The sequence below is a fragment of the Klebsiella scottii genome (genome assembly GCF_036561945.1).
In the GTDB taxonomy this organism is placed as follows: domain Bacteria; phylum Pseudomonadota; class Gammaproteobacteria; order Enterobacterales; family Enterobacteriaceae; genus Klebsiella; species Klebsiella scottii.
On sequence record NZ_JARXNI010000018.1, the window covers coordinates 317395 to 335194 of the forward strand.

Genomic DNA, 17800 nt, shown 5'->3' on the forward strand with positions numbered 1-17800 from the left:
CCGCTTTGTGCTACAGGGAAATCAGCTGGTCCAGGTCGCGTCGAACTGTACGCTGACGTCGCCGCTCCAGATCCCTTCCGGCAGCGTGCTGTAATCCGTTACATCCGTAGTGCCGTCGAGGGTGCCGCTAACGATAGAGAAGTTGAAACCATCCTGAGCGGTCGTACGGCCAGTCTGGTCGTAGCCATTAGAGAGCGCGCTGAGGTTGCCGCCCAGTACGCCGTTTGCGGTGTCGATCATGATGGTGTCAGCAGATTTCTCTACGGACGCGCCGTTATAATCAACGCCGACGCTCAGCGTAGAGCCAGAGGTGTCCAGCTGAGTCAGGGTATTGGTGATCAGACGGGAAGTCAGTTTAAAGTCCGTTGCGGTAGCATCGCCTTCAATCGCAACATCAAACAGGCCTTTCTGCGAGTTAAAGCCTTTGATCCCTTCAGCATACTGGAAAGCCAGGCTGCCCAGCGGAGTGACAACCAGCTTGCTGGTGGTATCTTTTTTAGCGGTTGCAGACCAGGTCGCTACTGCCTGAGCCGTAACATCAGCGGCCTGAACAGCGCCAGCACAGAAAGTAGTAATCAGAGCTGCTGCCAACATTTTCAATTTCATATTTGTCACCTGATAAAGATAAGAGGCTTTTTATGGCCCATACTGTTCCATAGTTCTTTATGGAATGATCGCCTTTAAGAACCACGGGTCCTTAAAAACAAATACTTTAATAAATCGACAGGATGTGCTTGTCAGGCCGATTAAATAAATCGCACCCCACTCTTCGATGCCGGCAGAATAAATCGCATCAGGGCCAGCATCGTTATGTTGTTGGTGTTAATTAAACCGACTTTATTGCTGGTATTACTTTTATGTAAGCTAATCGTCTTGATGCTTAAACCGAGCATCTCCGAAATATCATTAATCAAATTACCGATAATCATTAATGACATTATTTTTTCTTCCCGTGCGGTCAGGCTTCTCTTTCTTATTTTATACTTTTTAAGTTTTAACATGTTCTCTACCGCCTTGACGCTGGCATTGGCCGAGAGAAAATAAATATCATTAATGTCCGAAACGTCGCTAACAAACTTTGCATCCGGTGCCACAACAACTTTCGCCAGGCTATTAGAAAGATAGTACCTGTAGAAACATAATATATGGTCTAAGTGTGAAAAATGGATAATCACATAGTCTTCAGCACTCAGCGCCATACACTGCTCACGGGCATTCGCACTATCAAAACTACCGGCACAACCGATATAACAGAAGTCATCGGCCAAATGGCTCAAGCCCTGCATAAAGAAATAATTATCAGTTACAATCAGTACAGCCATAATAACCAGCCTCTGTTCCATTGGGCCAACCAGTCCGAAAAAAACACCTCCACGACGCCTTCTTTATTGATTATATCGGACTCGTAACAACAACCTGGCACGATCTTGCTATTTATTAACATTGTTATCGCAGGACGACCACATCCTTTTATTAATATTGTTACGTCACCGCCGAAAAACTTTGTGTAGCAATAATAGTCGTAGCGCTCATATTTTATTACTCATAAAGTTATGAAGTGTAAAGAAATCACATTTGTTGATTTTATGTAAAAACGTAACTCATTGAAAATAAAATGATAAATATCCTTAAGTTAACAAATATGAGGCCTTTTATAACAAACATCCTGGTGGATTAAGATAATTCTTAGTTATGAATGAATGCTGCGGGTAAGCTTTAATGCTAGTATCGCAATATCAAATCTTAGATAAATATCAGCAGCGGTAACTATTCTCACGATAAGAAACGATATATGGATACTATTTACGTTATCGAGAACACGATCAGGTTCAACCCTACGGCGCATACTCTGCATTCTATAGAAAACAATGAGCGTATCACTCTGGCAATTCCAGCAAGCCTTTGCTTTGTTTTATTAATTAAAAACCAGGGCAGAATAGTCACCCAGGCGGAGCTGTTGCATAACGCCTGGGGAGAAAGAGGGATGAACGTTACGCCGAATACCCTACACCAAAACATCTCTCTGCTACGCAAATCACTAAATCGCCTGCAGGTTAACGGCACCATAATTCAAACGATCCCGAAACGGGGGTTTATGATTGCCGATGAGACCGCCATTTTGGCTCAGCGTATTGAAAACAAGCCGGGGCCCAAAGGCAATAGTGAACAGAATGTTGAGGAAATTGTTAATAACCTCCACCAACCTCCGGCAGTAGAAAGCATCGACCTGCAGCGACAAGACCCGGGACCTCCTCAGGATAACGTATCGTCGCCGCCGCCAGAAAAAGAACACAAGATCTCCCCGCGAATACTCTCTGGTCTCAGGTTCGCCGGAAAAGAAAAAGGAACATGTAAAATTGCGGGTTTCGCAAGCCTGCTGGCGATAGCACTGTTCGTATATATTTATTATTTTACTGAAACTCGCGCGCCTTTCGCCTCTTATACCGAACTGGCCACTCCCGGTGCCTGTACGGTGTTTCGCAATGATGATCTAAGATTTGATGAGTTTTTTATTCATTTTCTTCAGGAGAAGCACATCACCTGTTCCGATGGGCAAACGGTATATATTACCAATCACTATCCGTCGAGCAGAACGTCGCTGATCGTTTGTCGCTATCCGCTTAAATCAAGCAAGAAGTCATTTTGTACCTCATCTTACTACTTAAAATAAAACACAACATCGGTATATAAAATGAAGAAAGTAATAACTCTCATAATCATTGTTATGATGATCGGTGGTACCATATATTACATTAACTTCCGCGAAGATGATGATAGCATTGACTGTAACTCTGCCTTTTCGATTATCAATGATGATGAAGTGTTCTCCTTTTCAGTTACGTTTTTCACTAAAAATGGTAATGGTCTAATTACCTTTAGCGGCAATTCCGGAAATGCACGGGATAATATCATCATTCGCAAATACTTCTCTTACACTAAAAACAAGAGCAACATCTATATTTTCAAAAACAATAACTCAAACATGAGAACCAGCTCACCGGCATTCTCTGAAAAGTTCGATGATATTTTCCCGCCATTCTTTACAGAAATTAGCAAGGAAGATAACTTCATTATTAAAATAATAAAGGTAAAGTCTGATGCGTGGGTATTGATGTCGACAAATACGCCCTATTTCGTCTGTGAAAATACCCGCGCTTAATAGCCGCCAGTTTAGCATATAGTCTGGCGTTGATAGCTGACAGGACATCGTTTAATGACACAGTGCGGCTGGTAGCAGCAACCCTCTGCGGTCGTTGCACCGAAGTCATAGGGGCAGGATGGCCGCTCTCTCAGCGCCTCCCACTGCGTATCGCTGTAGGTCGCAATGTTATAAACTTTAAAGAAGTGGTATTTATTGTTTATCAGAACCTTAGATGAATACAGCTTCATTGACTCGCCGGGAATCAAAAGAATATCCGCTTCATACCAGATGATAAATTTTAAAAACCGTAATCCGCATATACTGGAGAACGCCACCCCAGAATGCGGGCATATGATTGTATTAAGCACCGTCCATTTCATATTTCGTCCTTGTATCCTTGGCCTGCAACCATGTGTCCAGAGATAGCAAATATTATAATTAATCGCAAGTCCTCACCGCAATAATGTGATATGCAACGGCCCCCCGTAAAAACTGATCCAGCCATTTACAAGTAACCACCCTAATATTTAATACGTAGATAAAGACCCTACAAATACATCTTTATAGATAAAGCCAGAAAATCATAAAATAACCCTGCATAACTTTACAAAAAAATATCGAGGCGGAATTCAGATTAAACAACGAGATAACGGGAAAACAGACTATTTTCGGGTCCGAGCTCTCACTTTCCCGCTGGCGGGAAAATAACCGCCGGGGGAATGTGAGTCGATCCGCCCCGCCCCCCGCTGGGTGAGTGATAACACTCCGACCGTCATCATTCACGCAGCGGCGTGGTGGTCGCAGGGCTGCTCTTTGCCTCCGCTTACCAGGTTTTGCCGATATTAAACTGGAACTGCTCGGTCTTATCGCCATCGTACTTTTTAAACGGCTCAGCCCATGAGAAGACCAGCGGGCCTAGCGGCGACATCCACTGTACCGCAATCCCCGCCGACATTCGGATATGCAGCGGGTCGCTATAGTCCGGGATCCCCGCAGCCAGCGTTTGGGCGCTATTCTGCCACGAGGTGCTCCATACCGTTCCCGCATCGACAAAGAGCGAGGTCCGCAAACTGTCGGCGTATTTGTCGCTAATAAACGGCGTAGGAATAATAAACTCGCTGTTCAGCACCGCCATCGCATTCCCCCCTACCGCGTCGGAAGAGGTATCCAGCGGGCAGCCGCTATAGCTGCTTTCAGAACCATTACAGCGATAGTAGGCCGCTTTCGGGCCGATGGTATTTGAGGAGAAGCCGCGTACCGATGACGATCCGCCGGCGTAGAAATTATCGTAAAAGGGCACGGCGTTACCCTGCAGGCCGCCGGCATAGCCCGCTTTCAGATGCTCCATCCACACCCAGCGTTGGCCTTCATTTAGCGGCACGTACTGGGTGGTATCGAGGGTCAGCTTGTAATAGCTGTTATCAGATCCCGGGACGGTCACTTTGCCACTCAGGCTGCTTTTGTTGCCGGAGCGGGGGAAAAACCCGCGATCGAGATCGTTATAGCTCCATCCCAGGCTGACAAAAAAATCATTGGCGCTATATTCCGCCCCGCTGTCGCCATCTTTGGTCACCACCTGCGGATAAATTCCCCGCGAGTTAAGGTAATTCCAGGTCGTGAGCTCCGGTTCCATATTGGTCAGGTGGTTGTGGACATAATCGACGCCCAGATTCAGCGAGTTATTTTCGCTAATCGGGAAGCCGAGATTGCTCCCAATGCCGTAGCTCTGCTGGTTATAGCTGCCGGAGTCGGCATCGGAGGCGTCGTAGCTGTTATAGAAAATTTTGCCGCCCAGGCTAACGCCGTCGACGGTAAAATAGGGGTCCGTCGCACCGAGCTCAACATAGGACTGATAGCTATTGCGGGTCCCGTTAAAGCTGACGCTGTTGCCGGTACCCAGCCAGTTATCCTGGGTCACTCCCAGCTGGTAGCTGACGCCGCTATCGGTACCAAACCCCAGACCGACGTTAAATGAGCCGGTATTACGCTCTTTAACCCTATAGACGACATCAACCCGATCCTGGCTGCCGGCAACCGGGGTTATCTCTTTCTCAACGGTCTCGAAATAGCCCGTGCGGTCAAGGCGCTCTTTTCCCTGCTGTACCTTTTCATCATTGAGCCACGCGCCCTCCATTTGGCGCATTTCACGGCGTAAAACGGCATCGCGCGAGGTATCGTTGCCGATAAAACGAATCTGCCGTACGGAGTAGCGGCGGCCGGCCTCAACGTTAATACGCAACGTCACGCTTTTCTGCCGATCGTCAATTTCGGCATGCGTCGCCACCTGCGGCCAGGCATAGCCATATTTACCGAAGCGCTTTTTAATCGCGTTTTCTACTGCGGTAATCTCTGCTCCGCTATACCACTGGCCGGACAGCGGCTGGGCCAGCGCATCAATTTCCTGGCCATGCGTGGCCATATCCCCCGTCACGATGGTGCGGTTTACCTTATAGCGTTCCCCCTCCGCAAGGTTGACCGTAAGATATAGCGATTTTTTATCCGGGGTAATACTGACCTGGCTGGAATTAATGGCAAAACGCGCATAGCCGCGATCGAGATAATAGCTGCGCAGCGTTTCAAGGTCGGCCGCCATTTTTTGTTTTTGATATTTTTTATCACCGACGACATTCCACCACGGAACATGATCGCGCAGCTGAAGCTGGTCGAGCAACGTTTCTTCACTAAATACTTTATTGCCAATAATATTAATCTGGGCAATAGTTGCCGACATCCCTTCCTGAAAGACGAATTTTAAATCTACGCGGTTGCGCGGCAGCGGCGTCACCACCGCATGGACCCTGGCGCTATATTTTCCGACGCTGTAATAAAAATCCTGTAATCCCTTTTCTATTTCGCTGAGAGCGTTACGATCCAGCGCGCTACCTGCCTCAACCCCGCTGGCGGTTAGATTATCTTTCAGCATCTCGTCTTTAACCGACTTATTGCCGGCAAAGCTTATGCTGGCAATGGTCGGGCGCTCTTTAACCTGTACCACCAGCGCACGGCCATCGCGCAGGATCTGCACATTCTCAAAGTTGCCGCTGGCATACAGGCCGCGTATCGCGTCGCTGATATCGTCATTGGAGACCTCTTCTCCCGGATGAACGGGCATGCTCAACAGTGCCGCTCCCACGGTAACGCGCTGCAGGCCCTCAAAGCGAATATCATCAACAGGGTTCGACGTTGCGGCATAAAGCGTTAAGGGTGAAATCAATAATCCGGCAATGATATTTGTTTTCTTTAGCATGGGCGTTTTATTTAAGAGAGATTTAGAAATAGCATGAATCTGCTGGGATTAACGTAAACGAGGCGCAGAATTGCACTTAATTATGATGAAACAATGGAGAAAACATGGATCTTAAAGAACCGTAAATAAAAATATTTATCAGCGGAACTCGAACCTGTTTTTTCGGTCTGAGAGAATCAGGAAGTAATATATAAAGTATTTTTCATTAATTATAAAAAATAAAAAAGCCCCCTTCCGCATTGGTTGAAAGGGGGAAAGATCTTGTTAGGAATGATGCTCTCTGGGGTTGACCAGGAACACGCAAAAATTAGCTTATAATGCCGCAGATAAAATGAAGAGATATTGAATAAATTATGCAGGCCGCGCCACGGAATGTGCTCAAAAATATATCACCAGATATATTAATCCTGTTTCTTCATATTTTCCTCAAAATGACAGGATAAGGTCGCAGAGGCTTATGGGAGCATCATGGAAAGCCGGTTGCGATATCTAAAAGCAAAGTAGTGGCGCCTTGCCAGGGACGGTAAGGCATTTTCCCGCGGCGGCGCTGGACACCGAGACCCGGCAGAGAGCCATGCCGGGCGGGAACCTGACCGTGACATCACCCTCTGCCCACGCCATGAAGCGGCGGGCGCCATCGTTCTGGAACTGGCATGAATCAGCGTAAAAATGGGGTCCAACAGGCCGTGCTGCACGAACTGGTGTGCTGGATAAAAAATAATCTGGAGAAAAAACTCACCGTGAATGCGCTAAGCGTATTTTCCGGCTATTCAGAGTGGCACCTGTTTCGCCTTTTCCAGCAATACTTCCGGATGTCGCCAATGGAATTCATCAGGCAGCAGCGGATGCTGCTTTGTCGGGATTTGCTGCAGATAAAACCGGCCTTTCGCATCGTCGATATCTGCATTATGGCCGGCTATGAGGACATCAGCGCATTTAATCGGACCTTTAAAAAATACTATTCAGTCACGCCTACGCAGTTTCGTAAAATTTCAGCGGCATAAGGCCGCCGTTCAGGCGCCAGGCGAACGCGCTAACCGCCCGGAGTTGACTAAAATGAAAGGATGCCCCTGCGGAGTGCCGCGCCATGAACATCCTCTATTTGCAGCGATTATTTATCGCTTACTTTACCTGTCTGATCGCGATGCTGTTTGTTGGCTCCGTTTATGCCGCTTCCGCGGAGAAAAAACCGCCGGCGCCCGAGCCGCGAGAGACCCTGGAGATCAATCCCGAAGAGATGCTAAAACCCTGGCGGGGGGATTTCTCCGGCATGCTCGAGCGGCGCACCATCCGGGTATTGACCACCTACAGCAAAACCTTTTTCTTTATCAATAAGGGCACCCAGCGCGGCGCCACGCATGACATTTTCATTGAGTACGAGCGCGACCTTAATCGTCAGCTGATGAAGGAGAATAAGCTCCGGCACCGCCACCTCAAGGTGCGGATCATCTTCGTTCCGGTGGCGCGCGACCAGCTGATCGACGCGCTCAATGCCGGTAAGGGTGATATCGTCGCCGCGAACCTCACCATCACCCCGGAGCGCCAGCAGCAGGTCGCCTTCAGCGCGCCGCTTTATACCCGCGTTCAGGAGCTGCTGCTTTCCGGGCCGGGCTCTCCCGCGGTCAGCGATATCGACCAGCTCTCGGGCAAGACGGTATTCGTGCGCCGTTCCTCAAGCTATTACCAGAGCCTGGTCGCGCTAAACGCGCGCTTTCTGAAAGAGTCGCGCCAGCCGGTGGTCATTGATGCAGCCCCGGAATCGCTTGAGGATGAGGACCTGATTGAGATGCTCAACGCCGGCCTTATCCCCCTGACCGTTGTCGATCGCCATAAGGCGCTGTTCTGGCAGCAGGTGTTCCCTAAAATCGAGGTACACCAGACTATCGTCCTGCGCGATGATGCCAGCATCGCCTGGGCGGTGCGCAAAGAGAGCCCCCAGCTGCTCGCTTCGCTTAATCAGTTTGTGAAGACCAACAGCCAGGGCAGCAGGCTGGGGAATACCATCCTGCTGCGCTACCTGAAAGATGCTAAATATGTCAAAAACGCGGCGGCGCAAAAGGAGCGGCGTAAATTTTTAGCGATGGTGGATATCTTTCGTAAGTACGGCGATCGCTACGACGTCGACTGGCTGCTGATGGCGGCCCAGGGCTATCAGGAGTCGCGCCTTAATCAGTCGGTGCGCAGCCACGTCGGGGCGATAGGCGTGATGCAGGTTATGCCGCGTACCGGTAAGGAGCTGAAGGTGGGCGATATCAGCAAGCTTGATCCGAATATCCACGCCGGGGTGAAATATATGCGCTGGATGATAGACCGGTACTACGGCGACGAGCCGATGACGCAGCTCGATAAGGCGCTGTTCTCCTTCGCCTCCTATAATGCCGGACCGGCGAGAATAGCCCGCCTGCGGGTTGAAACGAAAAAGCGCGGTTTTGACCCTAATATCTGGTTTGGCAACGTGGAGTACCTGGCCGCAGAGAAGATCGGCTCCGAGACCGTGACCTACGTCAGCAATATCTATAAGTACTACATCGCCTACCGGCTGATCGTCGATGAGATGACGCGCAGGCAGAAGGCAACCGCCGCCGCCCGACGCGCGGATATTTCGTTTAAAACAGGCGGCATACCGGTCGCGCAGTGAGGCGAAAAGACAATAAAAACCCCGCCGAAGCGGGGTTTTTGCCAGCCGGGATGGCGTATCTCAAAATACGCGCCGCTTGCCCTATCAGAAGAAGTATTTGAAACGTACCCGCGCGCCGTAGCGCTCATCGGTATTGCCGGTTTTCGTTGCGGACGAGTCCAGCCACGACGCGTAAGCCCCGAGGTAGATATTAAAGTTCGGCATATCCATGATATTCGGCAACTGCCACGAGGTGTGAATGGTGTGGATGTCATAGCGTCCCGGGGCCAGAATCGCGCAGTCCCCATCGCACTCCGCGCTCACCCCGGACAGATTGAACTGGTCGATTTTATTATGCGCGTAGATATAGCCAAGCTCCACGCGATGCCATAGCGCATTAATCCCGGCGCTGAAGTCCTTTTCGTCCGCCGCATCCAGATACGCGGTGCTCAAATTGACCACCGCCCCATCCTGCGGGTCAGCCTTCTGCGTATTCCAGCTGAGGGTCATACCGTAGCCGGTACGGCTGGACCGATCGACCCAGCGGCCATCCTGATTCTGGTAACCGTAGGCGTTATTCACGAGGTTGCTTTCCAGCGCCGCCGCCACCGACCAGGCACCGGACCGCCATGCCGCCACCGGGCGCACGTAAACCGCGTTTTTACGATTATCCAGCGCATTGCCGTGATAGCTCCGATCAACAAACAGCGAGCTGCCGTCCTCCACCAGCGTATTCACTTCAAAATACCAGTTATCCAGGGTTTTACTCAGCAGGAAGTTGCCGCCGCTGCTGCTGCGTCCGCGCCCCTCTTTCATCATATAAATATACCCGTAGCCGTCGCTATACAGGTCGTTCGCCGTGTTGCCAGAATACTCAATAAACGTATCCTGATTAAGCGGGAACATATCATAGGCTTCGAAGCGTCCGATTTTAATTTTCCAGTCATCCTCCTGACCAAAGAAAAATGCCGCATCATCAAGATTCATTTTGCCATTCATATCCGCCAGCGGCTGTACGCTAAATCCGGCGTATTTACCGTTAGCGCCTTTCCGTAATCCATCAAAGCCCAGCAGAATACGTCCGTTAATATCCCAGCGTTCTTTATCTCCCGGAGCCCAGTTTTTATTGGCGCTGGTTTTTATCGAGGTCAGGCTGCCGGTTCGGCTGGCGCCGTCCATATTAAACTCAACGTCGCCGTAAAATTTTATTTCGCCATAATCATTAAGTTCTAAAGCGGGTTTGGCCGGAGCGGCGCTGGCCGCCGCCGTTGGCGTATCCTGACGTTTTAATGCGTGGATCTCCGCCTCCGCGCTGGCCGCTCGCTGCTCGGTCGCCTTCAGCCGTTGTTCCATTTGTGCCAGTCGTTCCTCAAGGGATAACGACGCCTGAGCATTGACCACAGGGGTAAATAAAGACGTCAAAAAACAGCCGACCCATATTTTATTCATCGGTAAAGCCTTTTATTATTTAATTAAATGAAGTTTATTATTTAGGGTTTATGGATAAAGCATGACGATGATGACAATAATAACCCGCCCACCGTCACAGACGGGTTATTAACGACAGTAACACTATTATTTGCGCGACCAGACCCGGGCTCCAGCACGCCATAACGGCGTAAGCTCAGAGAGCTGCTGGCCTGTCAGTATGTTTTCTCCTGGGGGTGCTGCTCCCGCTCGGGGATATAATCGGTTATTTACCCGATAGCCTGTTTTAACGGCGTAACTAATTTATTGGCAGCGGTTGCTTAAGCGTTTCTTCGCCATCATTTTCCGGCTTCGTAGCCTGCCGACGATCCGCCAGTAAAGCGCAAATCTCCGCATGCTTGTCTTCCGTAAACGTGTAGCGCGACATGCAGCCCATCCTGATCAGTGAGCCAAATGCGGGCAGCAGACAGATGCCGAAGAACAGTCCGTTAAGCACGCTCTCGCTCTGAATTTGCGCCTGCGGCACGTAGCCTATCAGCGTCAAAAATACGCCGATTAATCCGCCGCCGACGGCCACCGACATTTTGCCGGTAAACGTTTGTCCGGAGAAGGTAATGGCCGCGCAGCGCTTGTTGGTATGATATTCGGCGTATTCAATGGTGTCGGCAATCATCGATGAGGTCAGGATATTGCTCATCATGATAAATAGCGTGCTTAAACCCAGCAGAATAAAGAGCAGCGCTGCGTGCTGATAGCCCGCAAACCACATCACCACGCGCACCAGAATATCCAGCCCGCAAAGGATCATAAACAGCTTCCGCTTCTGCATTCTGCGCGTCAGCATCGGGGCCACGAGGCACAGCACCGCCGCGACAATCCCCATAATACCGATCGCCATCTGCAGCCCGCCGTCGCCCATATTGTAGATAAAGAAATAGATGTAAATCCCGCCGGCGACGTTGTGGAATACGCAGAAAAAGAATGACAGCAGGACGATAAATAACGGTTTGTTCTGCCGCAGATTATGAAAGGTATCGCGCATGGTGACCTTTTCCGGACCGGCCTGCACGCGCTCTTTAATCTGGAAAAAACCGTTCAGCATCAGCGGCAGGCCGACCAGCATCATCACCAGCGCCGCCATAAAATAGCCCTTATCGTTGCTGTACTGGGCAAAGAATGCCGCAAGCCTGGGGAAGAAGATGTTGGCGCAGGCAATCCCGGCATTGACGCCGAGCATCGCCGCCGTCACCGCGCGGGTGCGCTGACCGGAGTCGTTGGTCATCACCGAGGACATCGACCAGAACGGAATATCCGATATCGCGTACAGCGTGCCCCACAATATATAGGTCACCCCGGCGTAGATAATCATGGTCGTCATATCTGCTTCGATTTTATAAAACGCCAGCAGCGTGACCCCGGTGATTAACAGCGGCGCAATTAGCAGGAAATGGCGAAACTTGCCAAAGCGGCTGTTAATGGTGTCCATGATGCTGGCGAACAGCGGGTCGTGAACCGCATCCCACGCGCGCGCAATGAGGAAAATCGTACTGGCCGCCAGCGCCGATATGCCCAGCACATCGGTATAAAAATAGTTAATAAACGAACCCACTAAACCAAAACTAAAACACTGACCTAAACCATAGCCAAAATAAGACCACAACTCGCGAGACGGTATTTTCATTGTCGTTGCCATAGTGTGTACCCTAATCCCGGCGGCGTACCGCCGGATATATTGTTATTATGCCCGTGACGGCTGGGCGATGTGACGAAGCCTGCGGATGAGCGCAATCTCTTTGCGGGAGAACGGGATCCCGTTCTCTTCAAAGACGTCGTGGAACCAGAGCCGGCAGTAATCGGTAGATTCCTTCATCACCACCGGCCACGGCAGCCAGGTCTGGGTTTTCCCGCGCACCAGGCCCCATTGATAAGGCGCGACTTTCGCCATATACATCAGCGGCAGCTGCTCTTCGATGGTGCTGCCAACGTGGCGAGCCAGCCACTCGGTGCAAAAAATCGGCCGCTCCAGCTGCTGCAGCTGCTGGATAATCGCCGTCATGCGGGCGGTGTTGGTATAGGCGTGATAGCTGACCACGTCCGAGAGGGTCAGCGCGGCCTGATCCAGCGGCTGCTGGTAGAACGTCTCGCCTTCCACTTCCTCTGACAGGCGCCAGGCGCAGACGGTCAGCGGCTGGGTCGGGTCCTCTTCCCTCGCCCAGCGGAAGGCGAGCTCCATCAGCTCATGGGCATAAGTTTCCAGCTTTTCGTCGTACAGCACCTCAACCGTGCCGGTGGCAAAGATGCCGCGATTCCCCGGCTCGTTATAGAGATCCCACAGCAGAACGCGCTTATCGTCGCGGAACTGGCGGATAACGTCGCGGATATAGCATTCGATCTGCGGCCAGCTGTCGCGGTCGCAGACCTTGTCCCGTCCGGGGCTCGCCGCCGCCTGGCTGTTATGCTTGCCGGGTACCGGCGGTTTTTGCGGCCCCAGATACGGTTCATCGCCCGAAAAACCGCAGTCGTCCATCAGCGTCAGCATGGTGCTAAAACCGTGGCTATCGGCAATTGCCAGGAAACGCTCGATGCGCGCCATCAGGCCGTCGCGATCGTCCTCCCAGACGATAAACGGCAGGTTGATGCGCAGCGTGTTGTAACCCGCCTCTGCCGCCCAGCCCAGTTCGCGATCGATGGTTGGCTCATCGAACGTCTCCTCCTGCCAGATATCGGTCCAGTTCACCGCCGTCGAGGGAAGATAGTTAAACCCGCAAAGCCAGCCCTGCTGCTGATACCACGCCTGCGCCTGCTCTTTGCTCCACTGCTGTTTCATCATTGCTCCTGATTACTGATAATAATTAGCTAATAAATATTAGTTATGCCCTAAATGAGCAAATGGCGGCATGCTGAAAAGAGATAATCCTCACAAACCTGGTGCGTTGATGAAGATGAAACGTGATCGACTACGCATAAGAAACGGGTCAGGGATGAGGCGATTTCTCAAGAAGGTGAGTAGCGGATAGGGAAGCTGTGGAACGCGGAAAAAACAAATTAACCTGTTGTTTAAAAACTAATTTATTTCAAATACATGTCAGGTACCGTGGCTGCCTGGCAGTGGCATCAGGAAGCAGGAAGCAGGAAGCAGGAAGCAGGAAGCAGGAAGCAGGAAGCAGGAAGCAGGAAGCAGGAAGCAGGAAGCAGGACACAATAGTACAAAAAAACCCTGCCGGAGCAGGGTTTATGATTCTGAGACCGCTATTCTAAAACGGGTGTTGATTAGAACGGGATGTCGTCATCGAAATCCATCGGCGGTTCATTAGAAGGCGCTGCCGGAGCCTGCTGCTGCGGGCGAGACTGCGCGCCGCCGCTGAACTGGTTCGGGTTGCCGCCCTGCGGCTGTTGCGGCTGCTGAGGCTGACCCCAACCGCCCTGTCCGCCCTGCCCGCCGCCTGCCGGAGCGCCGCCGCCCTGACGGCCACCCAGCATCTGCATGGTGCCGCCAACGTTGACCACGATCTCAGTGGTGTATTTCTCTGCACCGGACTGATCGGTCCATTTGCGGGTACGCAGCTGGCCTTCGATATAAACCTGCGAACCTTTACGCAGGTATTCGCCAGCCACTTCAGCCAGCTTGCCGAACAGCACAACGCGGTGCCATTCGGTCTGTTCTTTCATTTCGCCGGTCTGCTTATCGCGCCAGGATTCGGAAGTCGCCAGCGTGAAGTTAGCGACTGCGCCGCCACTTGGCATGTAGCGTACTTCCGGGTCCTGCCCCAGATTACCGACGAGAATCACCTTGTTTACGCCTCTGCTGGCCATAATCGAATCTCCTGAATACGTTTCTTAATAAGTGTAAACCGGTAATACTAACACCACAAAGGTGCATTTAGATAGCTGGGACGTCGATTCCAGTAAACATCTTATCGCTATACAATTTTTCACCATCAACCCCCGCTGCCATTCCAATACTGTATATTCAAACAGGTCGGATTGTGCCATAATTAGCCGTTTCCGCCGTTTGTTCTTCATACAAACCAGGCAATCCGTGTATCTACCTACCGGGAAAGGTGAATGGATAAGATCGAAGTTCGGGGCGCCCGCACCCATAATCTCAAAAACATCAACCTCGTTATCCCCCGCGACAAGCTGATTGTCGTCACCGGGCTTTCAGGATCAGGCAAATCCTCACTGGCTTTCGACACGCTGTATGCCGAAGGGCAGCGTCGTTACGTTGAATCGCTCTCCGCCTACGCGCGTCAGTTCCTGTCGCTGATGGAGAAGCCGGATGTCGACCATATCGAGGGGCTGTCGCCGGCGATTTCCATCGAACAGAAATCAACGTCCCATAACCCCCGCTCTACGGTAGGCACCATTACCGAAATTCACGACTATCTGCGTCTGCTGTACGCCCGCGTCGGCGAACCGCGCTGCCCGGACCACGACGTCCCGCTGGCGGCGCAAACCGTCAGCCAGATGGTCGACAACGTACTTTCCCAGCCTGAAGGCCAGCGCCTGATGCTGCTGGCGCCAATCATTAAAGAGCGTAAAGGCGAGCATACCAAGACCCTGGAAAACCTTGCGAGCCAGGGCTATATCCGGGCGAGGATCGACGGCGAAGTCTGCGATCTCTCCGATCCGCCAAAGCTTGAGCTGCAAAAGAAACACACCATCGAAGTGGTTATCGATCGCTTCAAGGTGCGTGACGATCTCTCCCAGCGGCTGGCCGAATCGTTTGAGACCGCGCTGGATCTCTCCGGAGGGACCGCCGTTGTCGCCAATATGGACGACCCGAAAGCGGAAGAGCTGCTGTTCTCCGCCAACTTCGCCTGCCCGATTTGCGGCTACAGCATGCGCGAACTGGAACCTCGGCTGTTCTCCTTCAACAACCCCGCCGGCGCCTGCCCAACCTGCGACGGCCTTGGCGTGCAGCAGTATTTCGATCCCGAACGGGTTATCCAAAACCCGGAGCTGTCGCTGGCTGGCGGCGCGATCCGCGGCTGGGATCGGCGTAACTTCTATTATTTCCAGATGCTGAAGTCGCTGGCTGAGCATTACCAGTTCGATATCGAAGCGCCGTGGGGCACACTCAATGCCGACGTGCAGAAAGTGATTCTGTCCGGCTCAGGCAAAGAGAACATTGAATTCAAGTACATGAACGATCGCGGGGACACCTCCGTACGCCGCCATCCGTTCGAAGGCGTTCTGCACAATATGGAACGTCGCTACAAAGAAACCGAATCCAGCGCGGTGCGCGAAGAGCTGGCGAAGTTTATCAGCAACCGCTCCTGTACCAGCTGTGATGGCACCCGTCTGCGCCGCGAAGCGCGCCACGTATTCGTCGAAAATACGCCGCTGCCCACTATCTCCGATATGAGCATTGGCCACGCGATGGACTTCTTCAACAACCTGAAGCTCTCCGGCCAGCGGGCGCAAATCGCTGAAAAGGTGCTGAAGGAGATCGGCGATCGCCTGAAATTCCTCGTCAACGTCGGCCTGAACTACCTGACGCTCTCGCGTTCGGCAGAGACGCTGTCCGGCGGTGAAGCCCAGCGTATCCGCCTGGCAAGCCAGATAGGTGCCGGGCTGGTCGGGGTGATGTACGTTCTCGATGAACCGTCCATCGGCCTGCATCAGCGCGACAACGAACGCCTGCTCGGGACGCTGGTTCACCTGCGTAATCTGGGTAATACGGTCATTGTCGTTGAGCATGATGAAGACGCTATTCGCGCCGCTGACCACGTGATCGATATCGGTCCCGGCGCTGGCGTGCACGGCGGGGAGGTGGTGGCAGAGGGCACGCTGCAGGATATTATGGCGGTGCCTGAATCCCTGACCGGGCAGTACATGAGCGGCAAGCGCAAGATTGAAGTACCTAAACAGCGCGTAGCCGCCGATCCGCAAAAGGTGCTGAAGCTGACCGGCGCACGCGGTAACAACCTGAAGGACGTTACCCTGACGCTGCCGGTCGGTTTATTTACCTGCATTACCGGCGTGTCCGGCTCGGGTAAATCAACGCTGATTAACGATACGCTGTTCCCGATCGCCCAGCGCCAGCTCAACGGTGCGACTATCGCCGAACCGGCGCCGTATCGCGATGTGCAGGGGCTGGAGCATTTCGATAAGGTTATCGATATCGACCAGAGCCCCATTGGCCGCACGCCGCGCTCTAACCCGGCAACCTATACCGGCGTGTTTACGCCGGTACGCGAACTGTTCGCCGGCGTGCCGGAATCACGTTCACGCGGCTACACGCCGGGGCGCTTTAGCTTTAACGTTCGCGGCGGCCGCTGTGAAGCCTGTCAGGGCGATGGCGTGATCAAGGTCGAGATGCACTTCCTGCCGGATATCTACGTTCCGTGTGACCAGTGCAAGGGCAAGCGCTATAACCGCGAAACGCTGGAGATTAAGTACAAGGGCAAAACTATCCATGAAGTGCTGGATATGACCATCGAAGAGGCGCGCGAGTTCTTCGATGCCGTGCCGGCGCTGGCGCGTAAGCTGCAAACCCTGATGGACGTAGGCCTGACCTATATCCGCCTTGGCCAGTCGGCGACCACGCTGTCCGGCGGTGAAGCTCAGCGCGTGAAGCTGGCTCGCGAGCTGTCGAAGCGCGGAACCGGGCAGACGCTGTATATTCTCGATGAGCCGACGACCGGTCTGCACTTCGCCGATATCCAGCAGCTGCTGGACGTTCTGCATCAGCTGCGCGATCAGGGCAACACCATCGTGGTCATTGAGCACAACCTGGACGTCATCAAAACCGCGGACTGGATTGTGGACCTCGGGCCGGAAGGCGGCAGCGGCGGCGGGGAAATTCTCGTCTCCGGGACCCCGGAGACGGTTGCCGAGTGCGAAGCCTCGTACACCGCGCATTTCCTCAAGCCGTTGCTGGGCTAATCACTGCGAAAGCTGCTGTCGGGTCGGCTCCGACAGCAGCCGAATCGCCTGCTGATAAGAGGCGTCGACCAGGTAGTAAATCTGCGAATCCGGCAGCGAACCATCAAGGAACACCGTACTCCAGTGGGCCTTGTTTAAATGCCGGCTAGGGCGAACGTCAACATGCTGCTCCCGCAGAAGCTCGGCAAGTTCCGGGCTGGCCTTCAGCGACACCGCAGGGCGCTTATCCTCCACCTCCTTGACCATCGCAAACAGCACGTCCGACACTTTAATCTGCGTAGCCTTCCAGTCGCTGTGTTCGCTTTGCTCCGCGCCAGGTTTAGCCATGCAGTAGCGCAATAACTCCGATATTGTCATCTAATATTCCCCCATGAGCGACGCGACGCGATAGCGCGAACCGCCGTGAATGCGATATTCCGCGAGCCATACCGCGGCCCGGCTGTCGATGCCAGATAAGCCATTCATGCTGCGAATG

Annotated in this window: 14 protein-coding genes; 5 read left to right on the forward strand and 9 right to left on the reverse strand. The window is 52.5% G+C overall.

Annotated elements, in window-relative coordinates; translation table 11 throughout:
- Positions 1-21 precede the first annotated feature (21 nt).
- Positions 22-606: a common pilus major fimbrillin subunit EcpA gene (gene ecpA / locus QFI97_RS03395; RefSeq protein WP_346430578.1), complete on the reverse strand. Its 585-nt coding sequence runs from the start codon at positions 604-606 to the stop codon at positions 22-24.
- Between the two features lie 140 nt (positions 607-746).
- Positions 747-1343 (reverse strand): LuxR C-terminal-related transcriptional regulator, encoded by a 597-nt coding sequence (locus tag QFI97_RS03400; RefSeq protein WP_223261832.1) that lies wholly within the window; start codon positions 1341-1343, stop codon positions 747-749.
- Between the two features lie 449 nt (positions 1344-1792).
- On the opposite strand from QFI97_RS03400, the gene QFI97_RS03405 reads away from it, so the two are divergent.
- Together QFI97_RS03405 and QFI97_RS03410 are read left to right on the forward strand one after the other, a co-directional pair.
- The gene (locus QFI97_RS03405) at positions 1793-2671 is read left to right on the forward strand and encodes a transcriptional regulator (RefSeq protein ID WP_331833783.1); all 879 of its coding nucleotides are present in this window, start codon (positions 1793-1795) and stop codon (positions 2669-2671) included.
- A 21-nt stretch (positions 2672-2692) separates the two neighbouring features.
- The gene (locus QFI97_RS03410) at positions 2693-3160 is read left to right on the forward strand and encodes a hypothetical protein (protein ID WP_198389070.1); all 468 of its coding nucleotides are present in this window, start codon (positions 2693-2695) and stop codon (positions 3158-3160) included.
- 11 nt (positions 3161-3171) lie between these two features.
- Here the strand turns inward: QFI97_RS03410 and iraM are convergent, their stop codons facing one another.
- Positions 3172-3522 carry an anti-adapter protein IraM gene (gene iraM / locus QFI97_RS03415; RefSeq protein ID WP_346430579.1) on the reverse strand — a complete coding sequence of 117 codons (351 nt, stop codon included), beginning with the start codon at positions 3520-3522 and terminating at the stop codon, positions 3172-3174.
- 443 nt (positions 3523-3965) lie between these two features.
- Positions 3966-6389: an outer membrane protein assembly factor BamA gene (gene bamA / locus QFI97_RS03420; RefSeq protein WP_095104920.1), complete on the reverse strand. Its 2424-nt coding sequence runs from the start codon at positions 6387-6389 to the stop codon at positions 3966-3968.
- A 653-nt stretch (positions 6390-7042) separates the two neighbouring features.
- Here bamA and QFI97_RS03425 point away from each other — a divergent pair.
- Both QFI97_RS03425 and QFI97_RS03430 read left to right on the forward strand, forming a co-directional pair.
- The gene (locus tag QFI97_RS03425; protein WP_095104918.1) at positions 7043-7393 is read left to right on the forward strand and encodes a helix-turn-helix transcriptional regulator; all 351 of its coding nucleotides are present in this window, start codon (positions 7043-7045) and stop codon (positions 7391-7393) included.
- Positions 7394-7476: 83 nt separating this feature from the next.
- Positions 7477-9027, forward strand: coding sequence for an MltF family protein (locus QFI97_RS03430; protein ID WP_346430580.1), 1551 nt, complete (start codon positions 7477-7479; stop codon positions 9025-9027).
- Between the two features lie 84 nt (positions 9028-9111).
- On the opposite strand, the gene QFI97_RS03435 is transcribed toward QFI97_RS03430, so the two are convergent.
- The 4 genes from QFI97_RS03435 to ssb1 all read right to left on the reverse strand — a co-directional run bounded on the left by QFI97_RS03435 (position 9112) and on the right by ssb1 (position 14247).
- Positions 9112-10455: a carbohydrate porin gene (locus tag QFI97_RS03435; protein WP_346430581.1), complete on the reverse strand. Its 1344-nt coding sequence runs from the start codon at positions 10453-10455 to the stop codon at positions 9112-9114.
- 277 nt (positions 10456-10732) lie between these two features.
- On the reverse strand, positions 10733-12127 hold the full coding sequence (locus tag QFI97_RS03440; protein WP_346430582.1) for an MFS transporter: 1395 nt from the start codon (positions 12125-12127) through the stop codon (positions 10733-10735).
- 45 nt (positions 12128-12172) lie between these two features.
- Entirely contained in the window at positions 12173-13261 is a 1089-nt protein-coding gene (locus QFI97_RS03445; RefSeq protein ID WP_095104910.1) for a cellulase family glycosylhydrolase, read from the reverse strand.
- 443 nt (positions 13262-13704) lie between these two features.
- On the reverse strand, positions 13705-14247 hold the full coding sequence (gene ssb1, locus QFI97_RS03450) for a single-stranded DNA-binding protein SSB1 (RefSeq protein ID WP_095104908.1): 543 nt from the start codon (positions 14245-14247) through the stop codon (positions 13705-13707).
- Between the two features lie 252 nt (positions 14248-14499).
- Here ssb1 and uvrA point away from each other — a divergent pair, with 252 nt between their 5' ends.
- Positions 14500-17325 carry an excinuclease ABC subunit UvrA gene (uvrA, locus tag QFI97_RS03455; protein WP_095104906.1) on the forward strand — a complete coding sequence of 942 codons (2826 nt, stop codon included), beginning with the start codon at positions 14500-14502 and terminating at the stop codon, positions 17323-17325.
- On the opposite strand, the gene QFI97_RS03460 is transcribed toward uvrA, so the two are convergent.
- A complete protein-coding gene (locus QFI97_RS03460) occupies positions 17326-17682 on the reverse strand; it encodes an MmcQ/YjbR family DNA-binding protein (protein ID WP_095104904.1) in 357 nt (118 codons plus the stop codon).
- Positions 17683-17800 lie beyond the last annotated feature (118 nt).

What these genes read in the sequence shown, in the direction of transcription:
- QFI97_RS03430 (WP_346430580.1), top strand. Translation starts at nt 7,477, where the DNA reads ATGAACATCCTCTATTTGCAGCGATTATTTATCGCTTACTTTACCTGT.
- QFI97_RS03410 (WP_198389070.1), top strand. Translation starts at nt 2,693, where the DNA reads ATGAAGAAAGTAATAACTCTCATAATCATTGTTATGATGATCGGTGGT.
- QFI97_RS03440 (WP_346430582.1), bottom strand. Translation starts at nt 12,127, where the DNA reads ATGGCAACGACAATGAAAATACCGTCTCGCGAGTTGTGGTCTTATTTT.
- QFI97_RS03445 (WP_095104910.1), bottom strand. Translation starts at nt 13,261, where the DNA reads ATGAAACAGCAGTGGAGCAAAGAGCAGGCGCAGGCGTGGTATCAGCAG.
- ecpA (WP_346430578.1), bottom strand. Translation starts at nt 606, where the DNA reads ATGAAATTGAAAATGTTGGCAGCAGCTCTGATTACTACTTTCTGTGCT.
- iraM (WP_346430579.1), bottom strand. Translation starts at nt 3,522, where the DNA reads ATGAAATGGACGGTGCTTAATACAATCATATGCCCGCATTCTGGGGTG.
- QFI97_RS03405 (WP_331833783.1), top strand. Translation starts at nt 1,793, where the DNA reads ATGGATACTATTTACGTTATCGAGAACACGATCAGGTTCAACCCTACG.
- QFI97_RS03425 (WP_095104918.1), top strand. Translation starts at nt 7,043, where the DNA reads ATGAATCAGCGTAAAAATGGGGTCCAACAGGCCGTGCTGCACGAACTG.
- QFI97_RS03400 (WP_223261832.1), bottom strand. Translation starts at nt 1,343, where the DNA reads ATGGAACAGAGGCTGGTTATTATGGCTGTACTGATTGTAACTGATAAT.
- bamA (WP_095104920.1), bottom strand. Translation starts at nt 6,389, where the DNA reads ATGCTAAAGAAAACAAATATCATTGCCGGATTATTGATTTCACCCTTA.
- QFI97_RS03435 (WP_346430581.1), bottom strand. Translation starts at nt 10,455, where the DNA reads ATGAATAAAATATGGGTCGGCTGTTTTTTGACGTCTTTATTTACCCCT.
- ssb1 (WP_095104908.1), bottom strand. Translation starts at nt 14,247, where the DNA reads ATGGCCAGCAGAGGCGTAAACAAGGTGATTCTCGTCGGTAATCTGGGG.
- uvrA (WP_095104906.1), top strand. Translation starts at nt 14,500, where the DNA reads ATGGATAAGATCGAAGTTCGGGGCGCCCGCACCCATAATCTCAAAAAC.
- QFI97_RS03460 (WP_095104904.1), bottom strand. Translation starts at nt 17,682, where the DNA reads ATGACAATATCGGAGTTATTGCGCTACTGCATGGCTAAACCTGGCGCG.